Below are 20,827 nucleotides of genomic sequence, written 5' to 3'. Positions count from 1 at the left end.
TGGATGATTTACTAGTACAAATTATACGCGGGTCTTATATAGAAAAATTGTGATATGAACCCATGAGCAGCATGACCGCATGGAAATGTTACCAATGCAACTTGGTTTTCAAAGAACATTCACATGTTGCAATGCATAATGAAGTCTCGCGTCATCATGCAATAGAAGTAAAATTAGCTGTTGCATGAAATTTCCTTGTATAGTGTCACAAAATATGTTGCTCAAATGACGTTGGCAAGTATTTATTTAGCCCAAAATTAGATTACCCGTTCGTGGATCATCATAATTTTCATGGAAAAGACATTCCACATTTAAAAATAAAACCTAACATGGGCATTGATGACTTGGTAGACATCTTTGCAAGTACTGGCTATAACGCTAGGCAGCTAGGTGATGCTGCTAAACTCTATTGTAAGATGATTGAAGATGATGCTACCATCTGTCTTACTATTGCCGGTGCCATGACACCAGTTGGATTTGGAGGGCTTTTTAAAACATTGATAGAGAGAGGATTTGTAGATTGGATAATCTCAACTGGGGCAAATGTCTACCATGAAGACCATTTTGCATGGAATTTACCTGTAAAGCAAGGCCATTTTGAAGTGGATGATATGGTGCTATATGAAAAAGACATTGTCAGAATTCGGGATGTATACATCAAAGGGGAAGAGACGCTAAAAGCAGAGGATAAAATAGTTCAAAAAATGTTCACAGATAATCTCATTGACGAGTCATTCACAACAGCTGAGTTTTGTAATGCTATGGGAAAATACTCAAAAACACATTCAAAACACCCTGAAAAAAGCTTTGTAGTGACTGCGTATGATTATGATGTACCTGTTTACATCTCAACCCTGAAGGATTCGTCTCTCGCGTTGGATCTTGCTCCTCTGCGTCTTGCAAACAAATCGTATAACTTGGACTTTGTACGGGAAATATTGGAACAAGCTGCGATAGTTTACAACTCAAAAAAATCAGGCATAGTGGAGTTGGGTGGTGGAGTGCCAAAAAATACTGCTCAGCAGACTGGACCTCTGTTAGATCAAATACTTGGATTGGGTCATGGTGGACAAAATTACATAATTCAGATAACAGACGCAAGGCCAGATACCGGTGGTCTATCTGGGGCTACATTGCAAGAAGGCAAAAGCTGGGGCAAAGTAAAAGATGCCCATGAAGATGTGATAATGGTGTATACCGATGCAACTATTGCATTTCCAGTACTTTGTCTTTATGCATTAAGCAACGAAAAGCCTAGAAAACCAAAACGTCTGTACAAACAATTGGACAAGTATTACAAAGATCTTGCCAGTTCATATTTTGACAATAAGAAAAACGTAAAAAAGTAATACTAATTAAAAATAGAAAAATGGAAGATCTAGAGCTTTGGTAAGCCTCTAGTCTTTGCTGTGAATGCAATTACGCTAATAATTGCAATTACAAGAACTAGTGACGCTACAGGACCAAATTCGGGTACGGTCTGATTTCCAGACATTGTACTGTTTCCAGTCATGTTGTTCATGCCAGTCATGTTTCCTGACGGTGCATTGGTAGGTGGTGGACTAGTTGCAGCTGCTCCAACAATTACTTGACCAGCCATCCATGGATGAACTTCGCAAAAGTAATTGAATGTTCCAGCGGTTGTGAAAGGAGGAGATGTATATGAACTTCCTGCCTTGATCATACTGCTGTCCCAGACAGAGCCGACTGCGCTGTCTGATAGGTTCCCATCATTATATGTTGAAGTATGTGGAACCGAATCGGTGTTTGTCCAAGTGACTTTATCGCCTACGTTGATATTTATCACATTTGGATTAAAGCAGTTTGTTGTTCCGCAAGCTGTTGCATTGCCTGTTACACTTGCCCCCTTGCTGATTGTTACTTGGGCAGTAGCCGCAAAAGCTTGTGGAGCTATTGCAATAACGGCAACTAGTGCCAAAATACCCAATAGTGCGCCCATTGGTTTTGACTTCATCGGTTTGTTTGACAAATCAGGGCATTATAAAGGCCTCGTTTTTTGTCATATTTTTTGAACATGTGCTATATTCCTAAATGGCATCTGATTGCAACTAAATTCGTTCAAATAACTTTGTTAAATCCTGAGAATAAAAGAAGGTGGCTAAAATCTATCGTATCTAGCCCTTTCAACATCTCGTTCATCTTTTGTTGCTTTTTTCCATTCTTTGTAATGTTCTTTACACAATGCTGTTTTCTTTCCGACTCCGGAAATACTCAAGCCAGTACCTTCAACCTTGGACGTGGTCAAAGAACGCAGACCATCTTTATCACAACCGATAACATTACATTTTGCACCTTTGGCTATGATGCCCATGCAAGTTATTCTACCCTATATTATTTGAGTATTTTTGGTCTATTTGTGAAGGCGTAAACGCTTTAATCTCAAAGAACGATTGAGAGTCAAGATGCTTAACAATTTCCGAGAGGGTCTAAAACCCACTTTGCAGAACATAGGAAAGGCGTTTGCTTCTACCGGTCTTTCTGCAAATTTTTGGACGGCAGTGGGTCTTGCATTTGCATTTGCATCCGCGATAGTATATGGAATCCATTTTCAATATTCGTTTGTAATAGGTGGCGTTCTTCTTTTAATTTCTGGATTTTTTGATATTGTGGACGGTCAAGTAGCGCGGATCACTGGGAAGACATCTAAAAAAGGTGCCTTTTTAGATTCTGTTTTTGATAAGATTGCTGAAGTTGCCATATTTCTTGGCATACTAGTTGGAAATTATTCTGAAGGCTATCTTGTTCTTTTAGCAATAACTCTGTCATTACTTGTAAGTTATACTAGAGCAAGAGCAGAATCACTAGGTGTTCAGCTACAAGGAATAGGAATAGGTGAGCGAGCAGAACGATTGCTTGTGATAGCAATCGTTGGAATGGCAGGCGCTGTCTTTCTAAATTATGCTGTAATTATTGTGATTATTATTGCAGGAATCACATTTGTACAAAGAATGATTGCTACGTCTAGAAAGATAAGCGACTAGCGCAGTCTGCCGGTTTGACGTCTAGAATCAGCTGACCTAATCTTTAGTATGCCAAAGTGAATTGCACATGATATGCAATAGTACTTCAATACTGTAGGTGAGGCAATGTATGCTCCTTGTGCTCTAAGCTCTTTTGCTAAACTGTGTTCTACTAGATTCAATCTGGATGTTACTTTCTTTGCCTTGTCACGTGGTACGGTAGCTCCGCAGTTAGAACACTGGACACGATCAGAGGATCCTTTTCCACCCTTCTTTCTGCCTCTACTTGCACGCTTTAATGGCATATATGGTACCTGTAATATGCCTCTAAATAAACGCATTTGACGTTACAATTCTATAACAAGCATTTTGATTATTTGTCGTAAGGTTTGGAATGCTTATTCTAACATGAATTCATCATAGAAAGGCATCCACTGTTTATCATTTCTGTCTTAAAGGACAAACTCAAAAAGAACTAAATGGAAAGATGCCAGGGAACAATCAATGAAACTTGCAATATTGTCGCATTGTACTGTAGATGAGATATCTAGAAATGGACAAGTGGTGGAAACTCCTGGAGGGCCTGCCGCCTATTGTGGAATTACTGCCAAAAATATGAAATTTGGTGTAGAACTGCAAACGCGAATTGGGCCTGATTTTAAATTTAAACAGGATCTTGAGGTAAAGGGCCTATTTCTTCCACAGAGTGCACTTTCAAATAATCCAACTACTCGTTTTTCACTAAGTGTTCTTGGTACAGAACGAGAATTACATCTCAAGGCAAAATGTGATCAAATAGAGTTTAGCAATTCTGATGTAGATGGGTTCATTGTAAGTCCTGTCTTTGATGAAGTGTCAGAAGAAACACTTGATCAAGTACGAGAGAATTCTGATTTTTTTCTGCTTGACCCACAAGGATTCCTGCGTCGTGTTGATTCCAATGGTAAAATATATCTTGAAAAAACATTACTTGACCTTTCAAAGATAACGGCAATTAAAACAGACCCTGATGAAGCTTTCTATCTTACAGGTTTGAAAGAAAAAGAGGCAATGCTTGCATTACAAAAGAAAGGAGTAAAACATGTTCTTTATACAAACAAACAAGACATAACAATGCTAGTTAAAGATAGACTGTATAATCTACATATTCCAAATATGGAGATTAGAGATACCACGGGTGTAGGAGACATATTCTGTGCCGCATTTGCCTGTTCTTATTTGAAAGAAAAGGATTCCCTGTGGGCTATTTGTTTTGCAGTTGGTGCAGCTCAGGCAGCATTGGAGACAAAAGCTACTGGTATGGCAAAAATACCGAATTCTGGCAGCATACAACAAACTGCAGCATATCTGTATAATCTGGTAAAGTTCTCCCAAGTTTAGGCTTTTATTGTGCAAGGGTTCAGTCTCTGATATGAAAGTGGCCATTTACAGTCAAGATCAAGACCAGACTGTAAAATCTGTCAAGCAATCACTTGAAAGTCATGGAATTGAATCAAATATTCTTACTAACAAAACATTTGGAAAAGAGATTGACTATGTGATTGTAACTGGAGGAGATCGCGGAGTAAGATCATACTTTCACCGTTTTATCAATAGTACTATACCCGTTCTAGGAATCAATGAGTTTGAATCAAGTGGATATCTGGCTCAGACTGATCTTAAAGAATTTCCGATTTATCTCAATAGATTAAAAAAAGGAGATTTTACAATAGAGCATCTTACTAGAGTAGGAGTTAAAATTGATGACAAAAATGTATATCCTGCACTAAACGACGTAGCAATTTTTTCTTCAAAAAGTGCAACTTTGATGGAACATGTTTTACGTGTAAATGGAGAGGAATTTTGGCATGATAACAGCGATGGGTCTGATTGTATCCACTCCTATTGGCTCATCTGCATATTCCATGTCTGCAGGTGGACCTGCAGTATACCAAGGCTCCAAAGTGTTCTGTGTGGTCTCAGTAAACTCTCTTGATATCACACGACGTCCATTGATAGTGCCAGAAGACAGCTTCATTGAAGTTGATGATATATCGTCTAGTCTGAGATGCGAGGTGGTGTTGGATGGAAAAGATCGATTCAAAGTTGATAAGATTGTAGAATGTACGAATTTTTCACAATCAGCTAACGTTATTCGTATGAAAAAGGATTCTACTACGGTTTCTGCACTGGCAAAAAAAGTACAACTTGCAGATGAACTCTTGAACATGCCGCCAAGCTCAAAGTTGTTGCTTAAAACGCTGGAATATGAAGGGTCTCTGACACAAAAAGAACTGGTGGCGAAAACTTTACTTCCAGATAGGACTGTACGACTAGCACTTAGACATTTACTTGATAAAGGCTATGTAAAAAGAAGAGTCTCACTTCGAGATACTAGACAAAGAATCTACGAAATCCCAAAATGACTATGCGCTAGAGGCCGCTTGTATGAATGCCTCAAAAGATCCTTCTGGATATCCTGGCCTGCTGCTAAATTCAGGGTGGAATTGTACTCCTAGGTAGAACTTGTGATTTGGTATCTCAAGAATCTCCATACGCTTTTTGCTATCGCTGTATCCTGAGAATTGTAGCCCTTTTGTATTGAATAACTCTAGATATTTTTGATTAAATTCGTATCTGTGTCTGTGTCTTTTAAAGATGGTATTTGATTTGTAAATTTTGAACCCAAGTGTATCATTTTCTACTTTGATTTCATTTGCTCCTAATCTTAGAGACCCGCCTTTGTTTTCAATGAATTTTTGTTCTGGAAGGAGATCTATTACAGGATCTTGTGTATTTGGATTAATCTCAGTTGAATTTGCACTTGACAGACCGCACACGTATCTACCAAACGCAACAGCTGCTAACTGAAATCCAAAACATATGCCAAGGTATGGAATGTTTTTCTCTCGTGCAAAATTTGCTGTTTTGATTATGCCTTCTGCACCGCGCTCGCCAAATCCGCCTGGAACAATAATTCCATGGTATTGTGAAAGTCTATCTACCTCACCGTTCAATTCTTCCGAGTCTATCCAATCTATTACTACATTTTTACCAATCTTAGATCCTGCATGTTTTAATGCATGATTCACGCTGACATAACTATCTGCCAACTTGACATATTTGCCAACCATCGCTATTCTTACCTGGTCTTTTACATTGACAAATGAATTCACTATGGTATTCCACTTGTCCCAGTTGGTTGAAGTGTTTACAAGACCGACCTTGCCAAATTTTTTAAAAATTACATCAATGATTCCTTGGTCATACAGCATTTGTGGGACCATTAATATTGATTCTGCATCATGACATGAGAATACGTCCTTTTCAGAAACATTAGAAAACAACGAAATTTTTCTTTTTGCTGAAGTTTCAAGCAGCCTACTACATCTTACTGCCATCAAGTCGGGCTGAATACCAATCCTTCTTAGTTCCTGAACACTATGCTGAGTAGGTTTTGTTTTTTGCTCGCCTACTACATCAAGAGATGGTGCTAATGTTACATGAACAAAAACTACATTATCAGATCCTTCTTCTAGTCTCATTTGTCTTAGTGCTTCTAGGAATGGTAAACTTTCAATATCTCCTACGGTTCCGCCACATTCTACAACAAGAACATCTAGGCTCTCGCTCTTTGCAATGCTTCTGATCCTGTCTTTTATGGCATCTGTTACATGGGGTATTATCTGAACACATGCGCCCAAATATTCGCCTCGTCTTTCTGATTCTATCACACTTGAATAGATCTGGGCTGTAGTGATGTTGTGTGTTCTTGGTATGCTTTGATTTAGGAATCGTTCGTAATTGCCAATATCCATGTCACATTCTCCTCCGTCGTCTGTAACAAACACCTCACCGTGAGCAATTGGATTCATGGTACCGGCATCGTAATTCAGATAAGGATCGATCTTAACACAAGAAACCCTCTGGTTTGAAAGTTGAAGCAATTTTGCTATGGATGAAGAAACAACCCCTTTACCAAGCCCTGACATGACTCCTCCTGTTACGAAAATGTACTTGGTTTCTGACTGCATATCTATGATGGATTGATGGTATTTTTATTTCTTATTCTGAGATCGTTGTTTTTTTCAGACTTTTTGCAAACGTGGTTATTTTTGCCTGGATCTTTGTCTTAGGAGTTTTTTCAATTAAACGCAAAAATGCACTTGCTACAATTATGGCATCTGCACCTGTTTGTAAAATTAGTTTTGCCTGTTCTGCATTGTTTACCCCAAAACCTACTCCTAGGGGTATTTTACCACCTAGTGTCTTCTTTGCATTTTTTATGGCATCTAGTGTATATTGCTGAAATTGTTGTTGTGCTCCTGTTGTACCGTATACTGAAACCAAATATACAAAACCTGATGATATGTTGGAAATTCTCTTTATTCTCTCTTCTGAGGTATTGGGGGATATGAGGAAAATGGCATCCATGTTGTTTTTTCGAACAACGTCAAGATAATGGTCTGATTCTTCAATGGACATGTCTGGTAATATCAATCCGTCAATTCCAGCTTTTTTTACAGTTGAAATAAACTTGTCATATCCATGACTGTATACCAGATTGGTATATGTCATCAAGACAAGCGGTACGCTAATTTCTTTTCGAATCTTTTTTACCAGATTTACAAATCTATCAAAATTCATTCCTTTCTGTAATGCGCGAAAGCTTGCATTCTGTATGACTGGGCCATCTGCTAACGGGTCTGAGAAAGGTAGGCCAAGTTCAATAATGTCGGCTCCTCCTTTCACCAAACTTTTCACTGTCGATATTGTTTCCTTGTCATCAGGATAGCCTGCCATGGCATAGGCTATGAACGCCTTTTGATTCTTGGATTTGAGCTCTGAGAATTTATCTTGAATTCTTGACATTTTCACTCAAATATTTTTCCACAACTTCAACATCCTTGTCACCACGTCCTGACAAGGTAACTACAATAGTCTCACTCTTTGACATCTTTTTTGCTAATTTCATTGCATATGCTACTGCATGTGATGATTCTAATGCTGGTATGATTCCCTCATGTTTTGAAAGCATCAAGAACGCATGTATGGCATCATCGTCGCTTACCGCATCGTATGTTACTCTTTTTGAATCCTTTAGATACGAATGTTCAGGTCCTACTCCAGGGTAATCTAATCCCGCAGCTATGCTATGCGTGTCTTGTATCTGTCCATATCTATCTTGAAGAAGATATGTCAGCATGCCATGAAGAACTCCTTTTGATCCTGCAGCAAGTGTTGCAGAGTGATGGTCTGTTGTAATGCCGTCTCCCCCAGCTTCTACACCAAACATATTGGTGTCTTCGTCAATAAGTGGATAAAATGTTCCAATTGCATTTGATCCTCCTCCTACGCAAGCAACTACCGAGTCGGGAGACTTCTTTTCAAGATCCTTCATTTGTGATAATATTTCATTTCCTATGACTGCTTGAAAATCTCTAACCATGACTGGATACGGATGAGGTCCAACAGCTGATCCTAAAAGATAGTATGTAGTCTTTACATTTGTAATCCAATCTCGTATTGCTTCATTGATTGCATCTTTGAGTGTCTGGGTTCCTTCTTTTACTGGATGTACAGCAGAACCCAAAAGTTTCATTCTAAAAACATTCAATTTTTGTCGCTGCGTATCTTTGTATCCCATGTATACTTCAGATTGTAATCCAAGAGTTGCACATGCCATGGCAGTTGCTACGCCATGTTGACCTGCTCCTGTCTCTGCAATGATTCTCTTCTTCTTCATTCTTTTTGCTAACAGTCCCTGTCCTAGGGTGTTGTTGATCTTGTGGGCTCCTCCGTGTAGGAGATCTTCTCTTTTTAGGTATATTTTAGCACCCCCGACAAATTCTGAGAGGTTTTTAGCAAGGTAAAGTGGGGTAGGTCTTCCGGCATATTCTCGTAAATAGTAGTCTAGTTCTTGTTTGAAGTCTTTATCGTCTTTGAATTTCAGATATGCCTGTTCCAGTTCTTCTACTGCTGGAACCAGGGTTTCAGGTATGAATCGACCGCCAAATTCTCCAAATTTACCGTTTTTTGGGTACTCTAATTTCATATTGCTAACACCAAACTTGAAACTAATCCCTTGATATCTTTACTCTTCATGATACTACTACCAACAAGAAAGGCATTGGCGCCATGCTTACTAAGAAATCTGATGTCATGAGGGGTTTCTATGCCGCTCTCAGATATGATTATTCTGTCGTCACTTCGATGGTCTTTGAGAATTGACTCTGTTGTCTTTAGATCTATTTCCAATGTGTCTAGATTTCTATTGTTTATTCCAAGCAAATCTGCATGTGTTCTAGCAGAATCTAGAAATTCATTTTTTGTATGGGATTCTATTAGTACAAGAAGATTCTTTTTGTGTGCATAATCCACAAACTCGTCTATTTCTCTTGCAAACTTTTTGTCAAAAACTGACTGGATTAAAAGAACAATATCGGCACCTAATCTCTCTGCCGCATCAATCTGCACTTTGTCTACTACTATGTCTTTCATCAACAGGGGAGCACTAACATGTTGACGGATTTTAGCAAAATATTGTGGGGATCCGTGAAAGAGATAAGGTTGGGTTAAAACAGAAAGTCCCATGGCACCACCCGCTATCATTGTTTTTGCAATTATTACAGGATCTGAAACTGGTCGTATGTTCCCAAGTGATGGTGATGAAAATTTTACTTCGGTTATGAGTGATGCATGTGCATTTTTTCTAATCTCATCTATGATATTCTTATCAGATTTTACTAGTCTGTGCTCTATGTTGTAAACTTCATCGTTGATTGCCTTCTGTGAGTTTTCTACAAGTTTCTCTAGCATGTCTTTCAATTGTTCTCAAACTCCTCCAATTTGCTAATATCGCCACAATATTTGATAAAATTTCTAAAGAGATCAAATGCTTTTCCACTATGTATTGTATCTAATGCAATTTCTAATGCCTCATCGAATTTATCTGAAATGCCGCATACCATCAAATCCAGCTGCAGCATTCAATGCTGTGACTTCTATCATTGATTTTTTTCCAGTGCCGTTTAAAACTGAAACAAATGATCTGATTGCTTCATCTTTGGTATGTATCTGAATGTCGCTGAGACTAGCTTTTGTCAACCCCATTTCTGAAGGTTCTAGCACAAAATTATGAACTTCGTTATTTTTTAAATGATGAATGTAATTTTTTGAAGTGATAGATAATTCATCTAATCCGTCATCCGAAATCACTGTCATTACATTCTCTGCACCGCGTGACTGTAGTAGCGTTATGATTCGTTGCAGGTAGACAGGTGCGAATACGCCGACTAGCTGATTTTTGACCTGTGCAGGATTGCTCAAGGGCCCAAGTAAATTAAAAGCAGTTCTTGTTCCTAGAATCTTTCTTGCTTCTGCAACATTTTTCATAGCTGGATGAAATTTCTGTGCAAACATAAATCCAATGTTGAATCTCTCAATTATGTTTTTGATCTTGTTTGGTTCCATGTTCAAATCATATCCGAAGTATTCGAATATGTCAGCACTGCCGCTTATGCCTGAAGTTGATCGGTTTCCATGCTTTGCTACCTTTCCACCGCCTGCAGCAATAACAAATGACGCAGTCGTTGAGACATTAAACGTGCTCAATTTGTCACCGCCTGTACCACATACATCAATTATTCTTCCATTGCATTTTGGTTCTATGTGTATTGCGTGCTTTTGCATCGTGTCAAGCATTGCTAAAAGCTCATCATTGGATTCGCCTTTTATAGTAAGGTTCTTGAGAAAATTTGTTGTATCTTGAATCGATGTCTTACCCATCAGTATCTCATTCATGGTGTCCCGCATTTCGTCATAGCTGAGATCTTTACTATCTGAAAGTTTTATTGTTGTTTCTAAAATCATTTTTTAATCAACTTTATGAAATTACTTAGGATCTTCTTGCCTTCGCCTGTCATGATGGATTCAGGATGGAATTGAACTCCTTCTATGAGGTATTTCTTGTGACTTATGGCCATTATCTCAGTGTCATCTTGTGCAATTGCCGTCACTTTAAGTTCGTCTGGGATTACTGTCTTGTCTCCAACTAGGGAATGGTATCTTGTAGCTCTAAATGGATTCTGAACTCCTTCAAATAATGGTGATTCATAATGTTTGACCGAGCTAGTTTTTCCATGTCTGACATTTCCAGCATTTACTACCTTGCCTCCAAATGCGTGTATTATCCCTTGATGACCTAGACAAACTCCAAGAATTGGTTTTGTGGGGCCTAGTTCTTTTATCACTCTTGGTACAAATGCCAAAATATTTTTCATCTTCAGGTGTTCCTGGTCCAGGCGAGATAATTATGGCATCATAATTTCCTTTTTTAATTTCATCTAATGTTATCCTGTCATTTCCTAATTACATCTGAATTGACCCCTAACTCACCTAATAGTTGGGCTATGTTGTACACAAACGAATCATAATTATCAATAATTAAAAATTTCATTTAGTCGCCTCCTTCAATGCTGATATCATGGCATTTGCTTTGTGTTGAGTTTCCATCCATTCGTTTTCCGCCACTGAATCTGAAACAATCCCTGCTCCTGTCTGCACAAATCCTTGTTCTCCATCTATGAAAATTGTTCTTATTGCAATTGCAAAATCACAGCATCCATTAAAAGAAAAGTATCCTACTGCTCCAGCGTAAGGTCCTCTTGCATCTGGTTCTAATTCATCTATTATTTCCATGGCGCGAATTTTGGGAGCGCCAGATACGGTTCCTGCTGGAAATACTGCCTTGATAGCGTCAAACACATCGTATTTTTTGTCAAGCGTGCCTACTACATGAGTCACGATGTGCTGTACGTGGCTGAATCTCTTCACTGCCATCAACTCTTTGACATACACAGAACCATACCTACAAACTCGTCCAATATCATTACGCCCTAGGTCTACTAACATGGTGTGTTCAGCCAATTCTTTTTCATCCATGTAATAATTCCTCTTTCATGAATTCGTTTTTCTTTTCATCATTTGTAATAGGTCTTGTTCCAGCTATGGGAAATGTTTCAACGGTGTTTCCAGTTACACGTAACAACATCTCTGGACTTGAACCTATCATTGTTCTATTGCCCAGCTTTATGTGGTAAAGATATGGTGAAGGATTGATTTGTCTGAGTGATTTGTAGACTCTTAGAAGATCCCCACTTGCATTGAAATTGAATTTTTTTGAAAGTACAACTTGAAAAATGTCACCATCATGTATGTACTGTTTTGCTTTCTTTACCATTTTCTCAAAATACTCTTTATCCATATTTTCTTTGATCTCAGATAAAGAAAATGTATCAAAGTCAGTATTGTCGTAATCTAGGCTGTTTATTCTATTTGTATCATAATAGAAATAAAATGACTTTTTTTGTTTGTTATCATAGAGAATTCCATCATTGTATATTCCAAATTCCATTATGGGCGAGCTATTTTCGTCATGCGAATTTGGAATTTTTTCCCACAATCGTATTGCATCATAATTGAATAGCACCCACTGCGCCTCCAACGTATCGGTATTTCTGATCAGAAACTTGATAGAGGAGTTTTTTGATTTCAGATAACGGATCTTTTGTTTCAATCACAGTTGACGTGCCGTTTTTGTAATGTAGTATCACTCTATCTGCAAAACACTTTGCTACAATTGGAGGGTCAAATCCCATGATTGAAGTTTCTGCAAGTTCTTCTGGTCCAGTTAATGATTCAAAGAGGAAAGAATAATCGAAATTTTCTTGAAATTTTATTATACAGATCAAATTGGGAGCCAGAATAATCTAGGGGTACTATCTTAAGGTTTGAATGCCCAAATGTGGCCACCCATACAGACCCTCCAGTTTTTGACTATATTTAAAATTAAGTCATTTTAACGAATAATTACGGTATGGTACGGTACCTTTATATGCGATCGAGACGATCTATAATGCATGTCTCAGATACTAGTTCCGCACGTAGATGGGCGTAAAACCTTGCTCTTCCAAGACTTGTATTTCTCTAAAAGAAGAGCGTCAGTAAAATCAACTGTAAAAGAAGCAACATGCACCATTTGTGATAAGGGCTTGGAGGAAGGCACCTCTGTAACTGCAAAACAGGTGGGACAAAAAATGAGATTCTTCTGCCAATACCATCTTCCAAAAGATGACTGAAAATCAGATTCTAAGGCTACCACTTGGGCTTTGTTATTGCTCCTTCAGATGCAGAAGTGACAAGCGAGGCAAATTTTGCTAATGCGCCTTTTTCGTAATTTGGCTTTCTTGGGCTCCACCGTTTTCTTCTTTCAACAAGATCAGTTTCAGGCACCATTAGGTCGATACTATTTTTTTCTATATTTATTCTAATTTCGTCGCCGTCGTTTACTAGTGCGATCGTTCCACCTACTGCCGCTTCTGGCGAAACATGTCCTATCATTAAACCGCGTGTGGCACCTGAGAATCTTCCATCTGTGACAAGAGCTACCTTTTCGCCTAACTTTTGTCCAACTAGAGCTGCTGTGACCCCGAGCATCTCTCGCATGCCCGGACCACCCTTTGGACCTTCATATCTAATTACTACTACATCGTTTTCTTTAATCTCGCGTTTTGATATTGCGTCAAATGCGTCTTCTTCTCTATCAAATACTCTAGCTTTGCCTTTGAATTCTGTTGTATGCATTCCAGCTACTTTTACAACTGCGCCTTCTGGAGCAAGAGTTCCTCTTAATATTGTTAGAGTCCCCACATCGTGAATTGGTGTTTCTATGGACTTGAGAACTTTTTGATTCTCGCCAAACGAGAGTTGCATTGAATCCAAATTCTGTTTTAAGGTCTTTCCTGTCACAGTTAACGTGTTTTCATTTAAAAGGTTTTTTTTCTGCAAATTCTTCATTACTAGTGGTATGCCACCTATTTTGTCAAGATCTAACATAACGTAAAATCCTCCTGGTCTCATGTCTGCAATATGCGGTGTTCGTTTTCTTACTTTTTCAAAATCTTCAAGAGTCAGGTTTACGCCAATTTCTCTAGATAACGCCAGAAGATGCAACACTGCATTTGTAGAGCCGCCTATGGCATTTGCAATAGTTATTGCGTTTTCAAATGCCTCGTAGGTGAGAATATCTTTTGGTCTTATCCCGTTTTCGAGTAAATTCATCACTGCTTTACCGCTCTGATAAACAAATTTTTCCCTTCTGGGATCTTCTGCAGGAGGAGATGCACTTCCTGGTAATGCAAGTCCTATGGCTTCGCTGATTGATGCCATGGTATTTGCTGTATACATGCCTCCGCAAGAACCAGCATTTGGACAAGCGACATTTTCCAAATTCTTGAGTGCCTCAAGAGTTAACTGACCTGCATCATATGCTCCCACTGCTTCGTACACATCTTGAATAGTAACCTGTTTTCCTTCATACATCCCTGGCATTATGGTTCCGCCATAAACGAAAACTGATGGGATGTTTAATCGTGCCATTGCCATCATTGAACCTGGCAAGCTCTTATCGCAGCCTGCTATTCCCACAAGGCCGTCATATTGATGTGCTCTGACCATTAATTCGATAGAATCAGCTATGACTTCTCTACTGACCAGCGAGATGATTTCATACCTTCGTGACCCATGGCTATTCCATCACTCACTGCGATTGTAGAAAACTCTCGGGGAGTTCCACCGGATTCTTGAACTCCTGCCTTTGCATGTAGAGCTAATCTGCCAAGGTGAATGTTGCACGGAGTGGCTTCATTGCCTGTATGCGATACGCCTACAAATGGTTTTTCAAGATCACTATCTGTTAATCCAGTGGCCTTGTACATGGCTCTGTGAGGAGCTCTTGAAGGACCTTCAACTACATTTCGGCTTGATATTTCCATTAGATAACAATACTCTCATACGATAGTATAATTTTAGCCTTCTCAAGAATTAGTAAGTTGATTTTTACTGAATTTCTTGAACTAGCCGAAATCTTTAGTTGTTGCAAATTTTTGGTAATTCAATGATGAATGTTGTACCTTTGTTTATTTGAGTCTGCGATGTTATTGTGCCGCCATGTTTTTCAATGATACTCTTACAACTTACCAGTCCCAAACCAGTTCCTATCTGTCTTGTTGTAAATAATGGTTCAAATATTTTTGGCAATAGGTCTTGTGGGATTCCAGGACCAGTATCTTCTATTTCAATAGTTGTTGTTTTTTCTTCATTTTTTATTCTTATGTCTATATTCCCTATTCCATTCATAGCCTGAACTGCATTCATTATCAAATTTGAAAAAACTATCTCTAATTTGGATGCATCACAGATTGCGTTTGTATCTGTTTTTGGAAGATCTATTGCAACCTGTTGTAAATTAATTTTTGATATGGCTACATTCAAAATATCAAGCAACGAACTATCATGAAGATCCAAAGGTTTAGGCCAAACATATTCTAGTACCTCTTCTATTTGATGAGATATTCTAACAGTGGCTCTTTCTATTCTCTCAAGATCTACTCTTGTTTTATCATCTTGATTGTTGGTTCTCATCTTCATCAATTCTATGCTATTTTTAATAACTGATAATGGATTCTTAAGGTCATGCGCAATACGAGCTGAAAGTACTCCCATGTCGCTGATCCGCTTTACTTTTTGTTGTTCTATTTCTTCTCTTGCAATGTACATTTCTGTCATGTCTCTTAGGGCTGCTATGCGTTCGATGAGGTCACCATTTTTGTCATAAAGGTTAGTGGCACTAAGTAATGTAGGAAAAATAGTATCGTCTTTTCTTTTAAGCCAAATCTCTCGGTTTATTATTATGCCTGTCTCTCTCCATTTTTTTAGAGCATCCTGCATTTCATGCGATACTTCTGATCAGCAGTATGGAAAAATATTGATTTTCCAAGGATTTCTTCTTTTGAATAACCCAGTTTTTTAGCATAAGTCTTATTACAATCTAAAATTCGTCCATCTAGTGTCAATTGTACGCAAAAGGTCGGGAGAATGTTCGTAAAGACTCCTATATCTTAATTCTGTCTCCAATAGAATTTCATTTGAGGTGCGAATCTGTTCATATTGCTCTTGCAAAATCTTCTCATGCTCCACCAGTCGCTTTTGGGCATTGTGAATTTCAGAAATATCTTTGATAGTTGTATTACTTCCAATCAGTTTCCCATCTGTGTCATAAAGGTTAGTGGCACTAAGTAATGTAGGAAAAATAGTATCGTCTTTTCTTTTAAGCCAAATCTCTCTGTCCAGAACGTTTCCATTTGTCTTCCAAATCCTAAATGATTCTTTTAATGCATCTAAACTATTTTCTGTCACATGTTCAAATATGGATGCACCGATAATTTCTCCTCTTGCATATCCCAATTTTTTTGCGTAGGTTTGATTGCAGTCTATTATGACTCCGTCCAAATTTATTGTGCGTAAAAGATCAGGAGAATTGTCATACAAACTTCGATATTTCTGTTCGACACTACTGTAACGTTCCATTAGTGCATCAAGATTTTTTTCAATAAAATTTTCATATTCCTTAGTTTTCTCAGCACTGTATTGTGTATGTGATTCCATATCTATCATTATTTCATGACCTGGTAAACCGTTTTTTTCCCATGAACATGTAAAAATTTGAAGTTATATTCCATGCATTTGTCTCTGATATATGTTATAATCAATTATGTTGTTTTCGATCTAAACAAGCTTGTCCTCATTTTACGTGTGTTAGCGAATATTTTATTATGTTTCTAAAACCCTAAAAATATTTGACACGTATACATGTAGAATAATTATAATCTGTGCTATGATGCAGGAATCTGTAGTATCAATGGTAGGAGATAATGCATCAGGATTTGTTACTCCTTGCCACACAAATATCTGAGCAGTATAAGTTCCAGATGTTTTTGGTATCCATGATTGGACTCAAGCTCATGTTTTGATCAGGTAGTAATGAACCAGTTATCCATGATAGGGAAAGCGTGATTCCATTGCTGTCTTGAATTTGCACAAGATATGCAAATGACTGATCTTTGTTTACTTTGTTTGTGACATCTGATACGATTTGTACCTGTTGACCGGTCATTACCTTGTCAAGAGTCTTTCCAGTAGAATCAATCATTCTTGCATTGCTGACAGGAACTCTTTCTAGTGGAGGTAGAATTGTGCCAACTGTAGTGGTTGAAAGTAATTGTGATTGATGCAGTTGAAGAATATGGAGAAGGCAACGTCCTGTCGATATATTCTCCTGTAACAGTATCTCCATCAGATACATGTAGTCTGTTTCCAGAAGAAGGGTATTGCGTGACAAAGTTTACTGTTCCTTGAAAAATGCCTGATCCAGCACTTGTTTCGGTCATGGTGATCTTGGTGCCTCCAGAATCAGAATCTGACCAGACACTTGTATCAAACTTGCTTATTGTGCCTGGATTCAAACTCATGTCGGGGTCAATAATTTGTAGTATTCCTTGGCCATTTGATGGATAGTTTGATTGTAACCACTGGATTTCTCCCATGTGCCATCGAATAAGTGCAGAGCCTGTTACTGTCTGGTCTCGAGAATATTCAAACGAGACTGATATTCCGTCGTTTCCTGTGCTTGGAATCATGCCATCGGTGGGACCGCAGATGGAGTTGCATGTAGACATGATACCTGATGGGTTCTCACCATTTCCCATCTATTCCTCCTGATCCTTTTTGACTTGGGTCGCCGGTAAGATCAATGTATCCAGAAAAAATGCCTGTATTGACCCCTGTTTCAACTAGTTTGTATGGTATACAATGTCCCGTAGTACAGACATTCACCTTGTCATCCTGTGTGTCGCCTATGGTGTCAATCAGGTTTGGATCAGAATTGAAATCTGGTGCATATACTGTAATGTTAACACGATCTGTCCAAGAAAACACCTTTTTGTCAAACTGAATTGGTGAGCTGGTTGTACCAGATGAAATAATTACATTTTGGTTGGATTGTGCATTTGCATATGGAATGATATAGTGAAATGAATAAAATGCAAATAATGAATGACATGAAAGGAATGAAAATCCACAATTTTGATGTCGACTTATTTTTCAATCTGATTTCTTAAAATCGGTGGCACGTTTTGTACTTTGCCATTTTAAATAAGAAAATCATTCATAACCAGACATTTTGAAAGTTTATCCAGTTTCAGCAGTCATGTTGTAAAACATGTTAAGATGTTTACTGGACCAAAATCCTATGCTCATCATATTTCTGTACTTGTACTCAAATCCTTTTTAAAATACTTGCCTTTTACCTTATAGATAAGATAAGTTTTCAGAAGATTCCTCCTGGCTTCTTTCCAATATGGAATACATGGGGGTTCAAGTCTTGTTAGCGTTTTTTTCTTGATGAATCCTACCGTCATGATATCTGCTCGAAATATGGAATGCAGTAACCAGTCAAAGGCAACTTTTACCTTCTTCTCATTTGTGGGTAGGTGCGACCAATAAAATAATCTCCACAAGAGCCAAGCACGAAATCCGTATACTTTTCTTCCATTGATTAATGCTACTCCGGTACATTTCCCAATTGTGGCCATGACTCCCTTTGTTTTTATAATCGAACATTTTCATTGCATCTTCGTGACCTTTTATTTCCGCTGCTAGGTTTTCTGATACCATTTTTGCTTGTCTTATTGCGATTTGCGCTGTAGTTGGATATACAGTGTCATTGCGAGGATCTATCAAATGTGCACAATCTCCAAGCGCAAATATGTTGGGATATTCTTTGAGTCTGAGATAGCTGGTCAACTACTACCCTGCCAGAGCCTCCATGTTCACACTTGAGTGAAGATATTAGGGGATCTACTATGACTCCTCCTGCCCACACCAAAGTTGCACATGGTATAATTGTGTTATCGCTGAGTAAGACATGATCTTCTCCTGCATCAACTGCTTTTGTGTTTGTTATTACCTCAATTCCTGACTTTCGTACATACTGTAACGCAAACTCGCCAAGTTCTTCTCCAACCTCTGGCAGAATTCCATTTCTTGCTGAGACTATTATTACGCGTATATTCTTTGAATCGATATTTTTGTAAAAGTTTCTTACTGCATCATGTAGGAAATGATTGATCTCTGTCGCAATTTCTATTCCAGCAAATCCTCCTCCCTACCACAACAAATCGCAGTAATTGCTCCTGAAGTATTTTGTCTCTCTCCTGATCTGCACATTCTAGTACACTGATTATGTGATTTCTAATTGCGATGGCGTCTTCTAATGTCTTGATTGTAAACGCGAATTCTTCAATGTTTCACATTTCCAAAAAAGTTATCTTTGCTTCCCATTGCAAGAATTAGATAATCATACTCAAGCATAGTTTCTTTCTGGTCAAATATTCTGATTACTGATACTGCTTTATTTTCTAGATCAATTGAAAGAATTCTTGCGTGGCAAAAGGTTGCTGTCTTACAAAAAGTTCTGATTGGAGTTGAGATGTCGCTTGGATGGAGCATGCCAGAAGAAATTTCGGGCAGCATTGGTGTGAAGAGGAAAAAATTATCTTGACTGATCAAAGTTATTTCTGCGTTATTGCCAAATTTGTTCTGAATCTCTCGCAACACATTGCTGCCTGCAAAACCTCCTCCAAGTATTAGGATCTTTGTTTTACGTGGTGATCTTGAACTAAATTTACGTATCATTTTCTTATATCACTTGGTGCCTAGGTATAAAGACTGTAATTGAATTAACCACATTTCTATTTTCAAACTATATTGCAAAAGTCACTAAATCTATAGCTTTACTGAGGTGAACAAACTACCTAGAATTTGTTTACAAGAGGGTACTTTTTGACTTGTACTAAATTGGTCAATTATTTCTAATTTAATTAACACTTCTTCACAATTCTACCTATTTTTAATAATTTTTGTTATTGGAAGGATGATGATGCGGCATATAGTGTTGTTATTGATACGTTAGGTCTATTCTCATTGACTGTTATTCCAGCATATGCTGAAGTAATATCATTACAAACTGATAGGACATTATATGCTGATAGATATGAATGTGTATTTTACAGGTACTGTAGATGCAACAGACTCACAAAAAGCAGTAAATCTTGTAATACATGATCCTAATGGTAAACTCGTCTTGATTACTGGTACTGTCTCTAAACCTGATGGAAGTTTTCAGATAACTATCAACACAGACGATCACGACCCAGTTCTCACTTGCAGGAACATATGATGCAACAGCATTTGTTGGTGACGAATCTGGTAAAAAGACCTATACTTTTTGATTTCTCTCCTAATGGCTCGCCAATAGTCCATCAAACTCCTGTAACTCAAAACAACACACAATTCTCCCAGAATCCTAATGAAAGTAACCCAATATCGCAGACTTTTAATCAACATGAATTGGCATTGCGTGAAAGCATATCTGTTAACGACACTATGGCCTTGACCAAAATCAATCCTGCATTCTCGGATTCAGAACCATCTCAACCCAGTTATGATTTTAAAAATATTCTTTATCCTGTTATGGCTATTTGCTGGAGCAGGTATAGTAGGATTTATCTTGTATCGTAAAAAAGTAAGACGCTTCTAAATCTGGAACTGTCAAGTTCTGAATCTACATCGCTATACACAGGGGGATGAAACTCGAGGAAATTATGCACTAGGTATTCTAAAAAACAGATTGGCTAAAGGCGAGATTACAATTGAGGAATTTAAGGTACTAAAAGATGCTCTAAGTGAACCTTAAGGTACGAGCGTGAAAGAATCTAATTGTGCTAACTGGTTAGATATCTGAGTAGAGTTCTCATTGCCGTATGATATGAGGACTCGATCAGTTTTGTTTTATGACATAATTACTAATGTCTTGGAGTTGATGGTGGTTTACAAAGAACTTGAGACTGTATTTGTCATCTGTACAAAATGTACGCTTGTCAGGAAATGTAAAACACTTGTCAGTTAAT

26 protein-coding genes and 3 pseudogenes are annotated in these 20,827 nt (G+C 38.0%); 7 read left to right on the top strand and 22 right to left on the bottom strand.

Annotated elements, in window-relative coordinates; translation table 11 throughout:
• Positions 1–272 precede the first annotated feature (272 nt).
• Positions 273–1,349 carry a homospermidine biosynthesis protein gene (locus DYY67_RS02610; RefSeq protein ID WP_166390528.1) on the top strand — a complete coding sequence of 359 codons (1,077 nt, stop codon included), beginning with the start codon at positions 273–275 and terminating at the stop codon, positions 1,347–1,349.
• Between the two features lie 29 nt (positions 1,350–1,378).
• Here DYY67_RS02610 and DYY67_RS10070 read toward each other — a convergent pair whose 3' ends face one another.
• On the bottom strand, positions 1,379–1,975 hold the full coding sequence (locus tag DYY67_RS10070; protein ID WP_178084790.1) for a cupredoxin domain-containing protein: 597 nt from the start codon (positions 1,973–1,975) through the stop codon (positions 1,379–1,381).
• Between the two features lie 144 nt (positions 1,976–2,119).
• Complete coding sequence (locus DYY67_RS02600) at positions 2,120–2,332, bottom strand: hypothetical protein (protein WP_166390526.1); 213 nt, start codon at positions 2,330–2,332, stop codon at positions 2,120–2,122.
• Between the two features lie 91 nt (positions 2,333–2,423).
• Between DYY67_RS02600 and DYY67_RS02595 the strand changes: the two genes are divergently transcribed.
• Positions 2,424–3,002, top strand: a complete 579-nt coding sequence (locus DYY67_RS02595; RefSeq protein ID WP_166390524.1) for a CDP-alcohol phosphatidyltransferase family protein — start codon at positions 2,424–2,426, stop codon at positions 3,000–3,002.
• On the opposite strand, the gene DYY67_RS02590 is transcribed toward DYY67_RS02595, so the two are convergent.
• Complete coding sequence (locus DYY67_RS02590) at positions 2,999–3,286, bottom strand: 30S ribosomal protein S26e (protein WP_166390522.1); 288 nt, start codon at positions 3,284–3,286, stop codon at positions 2,999–3,001. The genes DYY67_RS02595 and DYY67_RS02590 overlap by 4 nt on opposite strands.
• 199 nt (positions 3,287–3,485) lie before the next feature.
• Here DYY67_RS02590 and DYY67_RS02585 point away from each other — a divergent pair, with 199 nt between their 5' ends.
• Both DYY67_RS02585 and DYY67_RS02580 read left to right on the top strand, forming a co-directional pair.
• Positions 3,486–4,361, top strand: a complete 876-nt coding sequence (locus DYY67_RS02585; RefSeq protein ID WP_166390519.1) for a PfkB family carbohydrate kinase — start codon at positions 3,486–3,488, stop codon at positions 4,359–4,361.
• Between the two features lie 31 nt (positions 4,362–4,392).
• A pseudogene (locus DYY67_RS02580) lies at positions 4,393–5,386 on the top strand (NAD(+)/NADH kinase).
• On the opposite strand, the gene DYY67_RS02575 reads toward DYY67_RS02580, so the two are convergent.
• The 9 genes and pseudogenes from DYY67_RS02575 to DYY67_RS11435 all read right to left on the bottom strand — a co-directional run bounded on the left by DYY67_RS02575 (position 5,387) and on the right by DYY67_RS11435 (position 12,712).
• Entirely contained in the window at positions 5,387–6,994 is a 1,608-nt protein-coding gene (locus DYY67_RS02575; protein WP_166390517.1) for a CTP synthase, read from the bottom strand.
• Positions 6,995–7,025: 31 nt separating this feature from the next.
• Positions 7,026–7,832 carry a tryptophan synthase subunit alpha gene (trpA, locus tag DYY67_RS02570; RefSeq protein WP_166390515.1) on the bottom strand — a complete coding sequence of 269 codons (807 nt, stop codon included), beginning with the start codon at positions 7,830–7,832 and terminating at the stop codon, positions 7,026–7,028.
• Positions 7,813–9,015 (bottom strand): tryptophan synthase subunit beta, encoded by a 1,203-nt coding sequence (gene trpB / locus DYY67_RS02565; RefSeq protein WP_166390513.1) that lies wholly within the window; start codon positions 9,013–9,015, stop codon positions 7,813–7,815. Before trpB ends, trpA begins: the two co-directional genes overlap by 20 nt.
• On the bottom strand, positions 9,012–9,779 hold the full coding sequence (locus DYY67_RS02560) for an indole-3-glycerol phosphate synthase TrpC (RefSeq protein WP_166390511.1): 768 nt from the start codon (positions 9,777–9,779) through the stop codon (positions 9,012–9,014). The genes trpB and DYY67_RS02560 overlap by 4 nt, the downstream gene beginning before the upstream one ends.
• 129 nt (positions 9,780–9,908) lie before the next feature.
• Positions 9,909–10,832 (bottom strand): anthranilate phosphoribosyltransferase, encoded by a 924-nt coding sequence (gene trpD, locus DYY67_RS02555; RefSeq protein ID WP_320415927.1) that lies wholly within the window; start codon positions 10,830–10,832, stop codon positions 9,909–9,911.
• Positions 10,829–11,418 (bottom strand): annotated as a pseudogene (locus DYY67_RS02550) (anthranilate synthase component II). Before DYY67_RS02550 ends, trpD begins: the two are co-directional and overlap by 4 nt.
• The gene (locus DYY67_RS11445) at positions 11,415–11,903 is read right to left on the bottom strand and encodes an anthranilate synthase component I family protein (RefSeq protein ID WP_320415926.1); all 489 of its coding nucleotides are present in this window, start codon (positions 11,901–11,903) and stop codon (positions 11,415–11,417) included. Before DYY67_RS11445 ends, DYY67_RS02550 begins: the two are co-directional and overlap by 4 nt.
• Complete coding sequence (locus DYY67_RS11440) at positions 11,896–12,450, bottom strand: chorismate-binding protein (protein ID WP_320415925.1); 555 nt, start codon at positions 12,448–12,450, stop codon at positions 11,896–11,898. Before DYY67_RS11440 ends, DYY67_RS11445 begins: the two co-directional genes overlap by 8 nt.
• The gene (locus DYY67_RS11435; protein WP_320415924.1) at positions 12,434–12,712 is read right to left on the bottom strand and encodes a hypothetical protein; all 279 of its coding nucleotides are present in this window, start codon (positions 12,710–12,712) and stop codon (positions 12,434–12,436) included. Before DYY67_RS11435 ends, DYY67_RS11440 begins: the two co-directional genes overlap by 17 nt.
• A 168-nt stretch (positions 12,713–12,880) precedes the next feature.
• Here DYY67_RS11435 and DYY67_RS02540 point away from each other — a divergent pair, with 168 nt between their 5' ends.
• A complete protein-coding gene (locus tag DYY67_RS02540) occupies positions 12,881–13,099 on the top strand; it encodes a hypothetical protein (protein WP_166390509.1) in 219 nt (72 codons plus the stop codon).
• A 16-nt stretch (positions 13,100–13,115) separates the two neighbouring features.
• On the opposite strand, the pseudogene ilvD reads toward DYY67_RS02540, so the two are convergent.
• The 10 genes and pseudogenes from ilvD to DYY67_RS02490 form a co-directional block, all read right to left on the bottom strand.
• Positions 13,116–14,794, bottom strand: a pseudogene (gene ilvD, locus DYY67_RS02535) (dihydroxy-acid dehydratase).
• 94 nt (positions 14,795–14,888) lie between these two features.
• Complete coding sequence (locus tag DYY67_RS02530) at positions 14,889–15,749, bottom strand: two-component system sensor histidine kinase NtrB (protein WP_166390507.1); 861 nt, start codon at positions 15,747–15,749, stop codon at positions 14,889–14,891.
• Positions 15,734–15,874 carry a PAS domain-containing protein gene (locus DYY67_RS11855; protein ID WP_166390505.1) on the bottom strand — a complete coding sequence of 47 codons (141 nt, stop codon included), beginning with the start codon at positions 15,872–15,874 and terminating at the stop codon, positions 15,734–15,736. The genes DYY67_RS02530 and DYY67_RS11855 overlap by 16 nt, the downstream gene beginning before the upstream one ends.
• On the bottom strand, positions 15,843–16,388 hold the full coding sequence (locus tag DYY67_RS02520) for a PAS domain-containing protein (RefSeq protein WP_166390503.1): 546 nt from the start codon (positions 16,386–16,388) through the stop codon (positions 15,843–15,845). The genes DYY67_RS11855 and DYY67_RS02520 overlap by 32 nt, the downstream gene beginning before the upstream one ends.
• 349 nt (positions 16,389–16,737) lie before the next feature.
• Positions 16,738–17,010 (bottom strand): hypothetical protein, encoded by a 273-nt coding sequence (locus tag DYY67_RS02515; RefSeq protein WP_166390501.1) that lies wholly within the window; start codon positions 17,008–17,010, stop codon positions 16,738–16,740.
• Entirely contained in the window at positions 17,003–17,566 is a 564-nt protein-coding gene (locus DYY67_RS02510; RefSeq protein WP_166390499.1) for a hypothetical protein, read from the bottom strand. The genes DYY67_RS02515 and DYY67_RS02510 overlap by 8 nt, the downstream gene beginning before the upstream one ends.
• Positions 17,553–17,795, bottom strand: a complete 243-nt coding sequence (locus DYY67_RS02505) for a hypothetical protein (RefSeq protein WP_166390497.1) — start codon at positions 17,793–17,795, stop codon at positions 17,553–17,555. Before DYY67_RS02505 ends, DYY67_RS02510 begins: the two co-directional genes overlap by 14 nt.
• A 320-nt stretch (positions 17,796–18,115) precedes the next feature.
• On the bottom strand, positions 18,116–18,451 hold the full coding sequence (locus tag DYY67_RS02500; RefSeq protein ID WP_166390495.1) for a hypothetical protein: 336 nt from the start codon (positions 18,449–18,451) through the stop codon (positions 18,116–18,118).
• A gap of 128 nt (positions 18,452–18,579) precedes the next feature.
• Positions 18,580–18,987, bottom strand: a complete 408-nt coding sequence (locus DYY67_RS11850) for an FAD-dependent oxidoreductase (protein WP_445082571.1) — start codon at positions 18,985–18,987, stop codon at positions 18,580–18,582.
• A 170-nt stretch (positions 18,988–19,157) separates the two neighbouring features.
• A complete protein-coding gene (locus DYY67_RS02490) occupies positions 19,158–19,553 on the bottom strand; it encodes an FAD-dependent oxidoreductase (RefSeq protein WP_166390493.1) in 396 nt (131 codons plus the stop codon).
• A 346-nt stretch (positions 19,554–19,899) separates the two neighbouring features.
• On the opposite strand from DYY67_RS02490, the gene DYY67_RS02485 reads away from it, so the two are divergent.
• Positions 19,900–20,097, top strand: a complete 198-nt coding sequence (locus DYY67_RS02485; RefSeq protein ID WP_166390491.1) for a hypothetical protein — start codon at positions 19,900–19,902, stop codon at positions 20,095–20,097.
• Between the two features lie 360 nt (positions 20,098–20,457).
• Positions 20,458–20,613: an SHOCT domain-containing protein gene (locus DYY67_RS11845; RefSeq protein WP_166390914.1), complete on the top strand. Its 156-nt coding sequence runs from the start codon at positions 20,458–20,460 to the stop codon at positions 20,611–20,613.
• The last annotated feature ends 214 nt before the right edge of the window (positions 20,614–20,827 follow it).

Origin of the sequence: Candidatus Nitrosotalea sp. TS, assembly GCF_011319465.1 — an archaeon.
Classification (GTDB): Archaea; Thermoproteota; Nitrososphaeria; order Nitrososphaerales; family Nitrosopumilaceae; genus Nitrosotalea.
The sequence above is the reverse complement of the archived record's forward strand: the minus strand, read 5'-3'. Positions and strand labels throughout refer to the sequence as shown.

What these genes read in the sequence shown, in the direction of transcription:
- DYY67_RS10070 (WP_178084790.1), bottom strand. Translation starts at nt 1,975, where the DNA reads ATGAAGTCAAAACCAATGGGCGCACTATTGGGTATTTTGGCACTAGTT.
- DYY67_RS02600 (WP_166390526.1), bottom strand. Translation starts at nt 2,332, where the DNA reads ATGGGCATCATAGCCAAAGGTGCAAAATGTAATGTTATCGGTTGTGAT.
- DYY67_RS02595 (WP_166390524.1), top strand. Translation starts at nt 2,424, where the DNA reads ATGCTTAACAATTTCCGAGAGGGTCTAAAACCCACTTTGCAGAACATA.
- DYY67_RS02590 (WP_166390522.1), bottom strand. Translation starts at nt 3,286, where the DNA reads ATGCCATTAAAGCGTGCAAGTAGAGGCAGAAAGAAGGGTGGAAAAGGA.
- DYY67_RS02585 (WP_166390519.1), top strand. Translation starts at nt 3,486, where the DNA reads ATGAAACTTGCAATATTGTCGCATTGTACTGTAGATGAGATATCTAGA.
- DYY67_RS02575 (WP_166390517.1), bottom strand. Translation starts at nt 6,994, where the DNA reads ATGCAGTCAGAAACCAAGTACATTTTCGTAACAGGAGGAGTCATGTCA.
- trpA (WP_166390515.1), bottom strand. Translation starts at nt 7,832, where the DNA reads ATGTCAAGAATTCAAGATAAATTCTCAGAGCTCAAATCCAAGAATCAA.
- trpB (WP_166390513.1), bottom strand. Translation starts at nt 9,015, where the DNA reads ATGAAATTAGAGTACCCAAAAAACGGTAAATTTGGAGAATTTGGCGGT.
- DYY67_RS02560 (WP_166390511.1), bottom strand. Translation starts at nt 9,779, where the DNA reads ATGCTAGAGAAACTTGTAGAAAACTCACAGAAGGCAATCAACGATGAA.
- trpD (WP_320415927.1), bottom strand. Translation starts at nt 10,832, where the DNA reads ATGATTTTAGAAACAACAATAAAACTTTCAGATAGTAAAGATCTCAGC.
- DYY67_RS11445 (WP_320415926.1), bottom strand. Translation starts at nt 11,903, where the DNA reads ATGGATGAAAAAGAATTGGCTGAACACACCATGTTAGTAGACCTAGGG.
- DYY67_RS02540 (WP_166390509.1), top strand. Translation starts at nt 12,881, where the DNA reads ATGTCTCAGATACTAGTTCCGCACGTAGATGGGCGTAAAACCTTGCTC.
- DYY67_RS02530 (WP_166390507.1), bottom strand. Translation starts at nt 15,749, where the DNA reads ATGCAGGATGCTCTAAAAAAATGGAGAGAGACAGGCATAATAATAAAC.
- DYY67_RS02520 (WP_166390503.1), bottom strand. Translation starts at nt 16,388, where the DNA reads ATGGAACGTTACAGTAGTGTCGAACAGAAATATCGAAGTTTGTATGAC.
- DYY67_RS02515 (WP_166390501.1), bottom strand. Translation starts at nt 17,010, where the DNA reads ATGATTGATTCTACTGGAAAGACTCTTGACAAGGTAATGACCGGTCAA.
- DYY67_RS02510 (WP_166390499.1), bottom strand. Translation starts at nt 17,566, where the DNA reads ATGGGAAATGGTGAGAACCCATCAGGTATCATGTCTACATGCAACTCC.
- DYY67_RS02500 (WP_166390495.1), bottom strand. Translation starts at nt 18,451, where the DNA reads ATGGCCACAATTGGGAAATGTACCGGAGTAGCATTAATCAATGGAAGA.
- DYY67_RS02490 (WP_166390493.1), bottom strand. Translation starts at nt 19,553, where the DNA reads ATGATACGTAAATTTAGTTCAAGATCACCACGTAAAACAAAGATCCTA.
- DYY67_RS02485 (WP_166390491.1), top strand. Translation starts at nt 19,900, where the DNA reads ATGCTGATAGATATGAATGTGTATTTTACAGGTACTGTAGATGCAACA.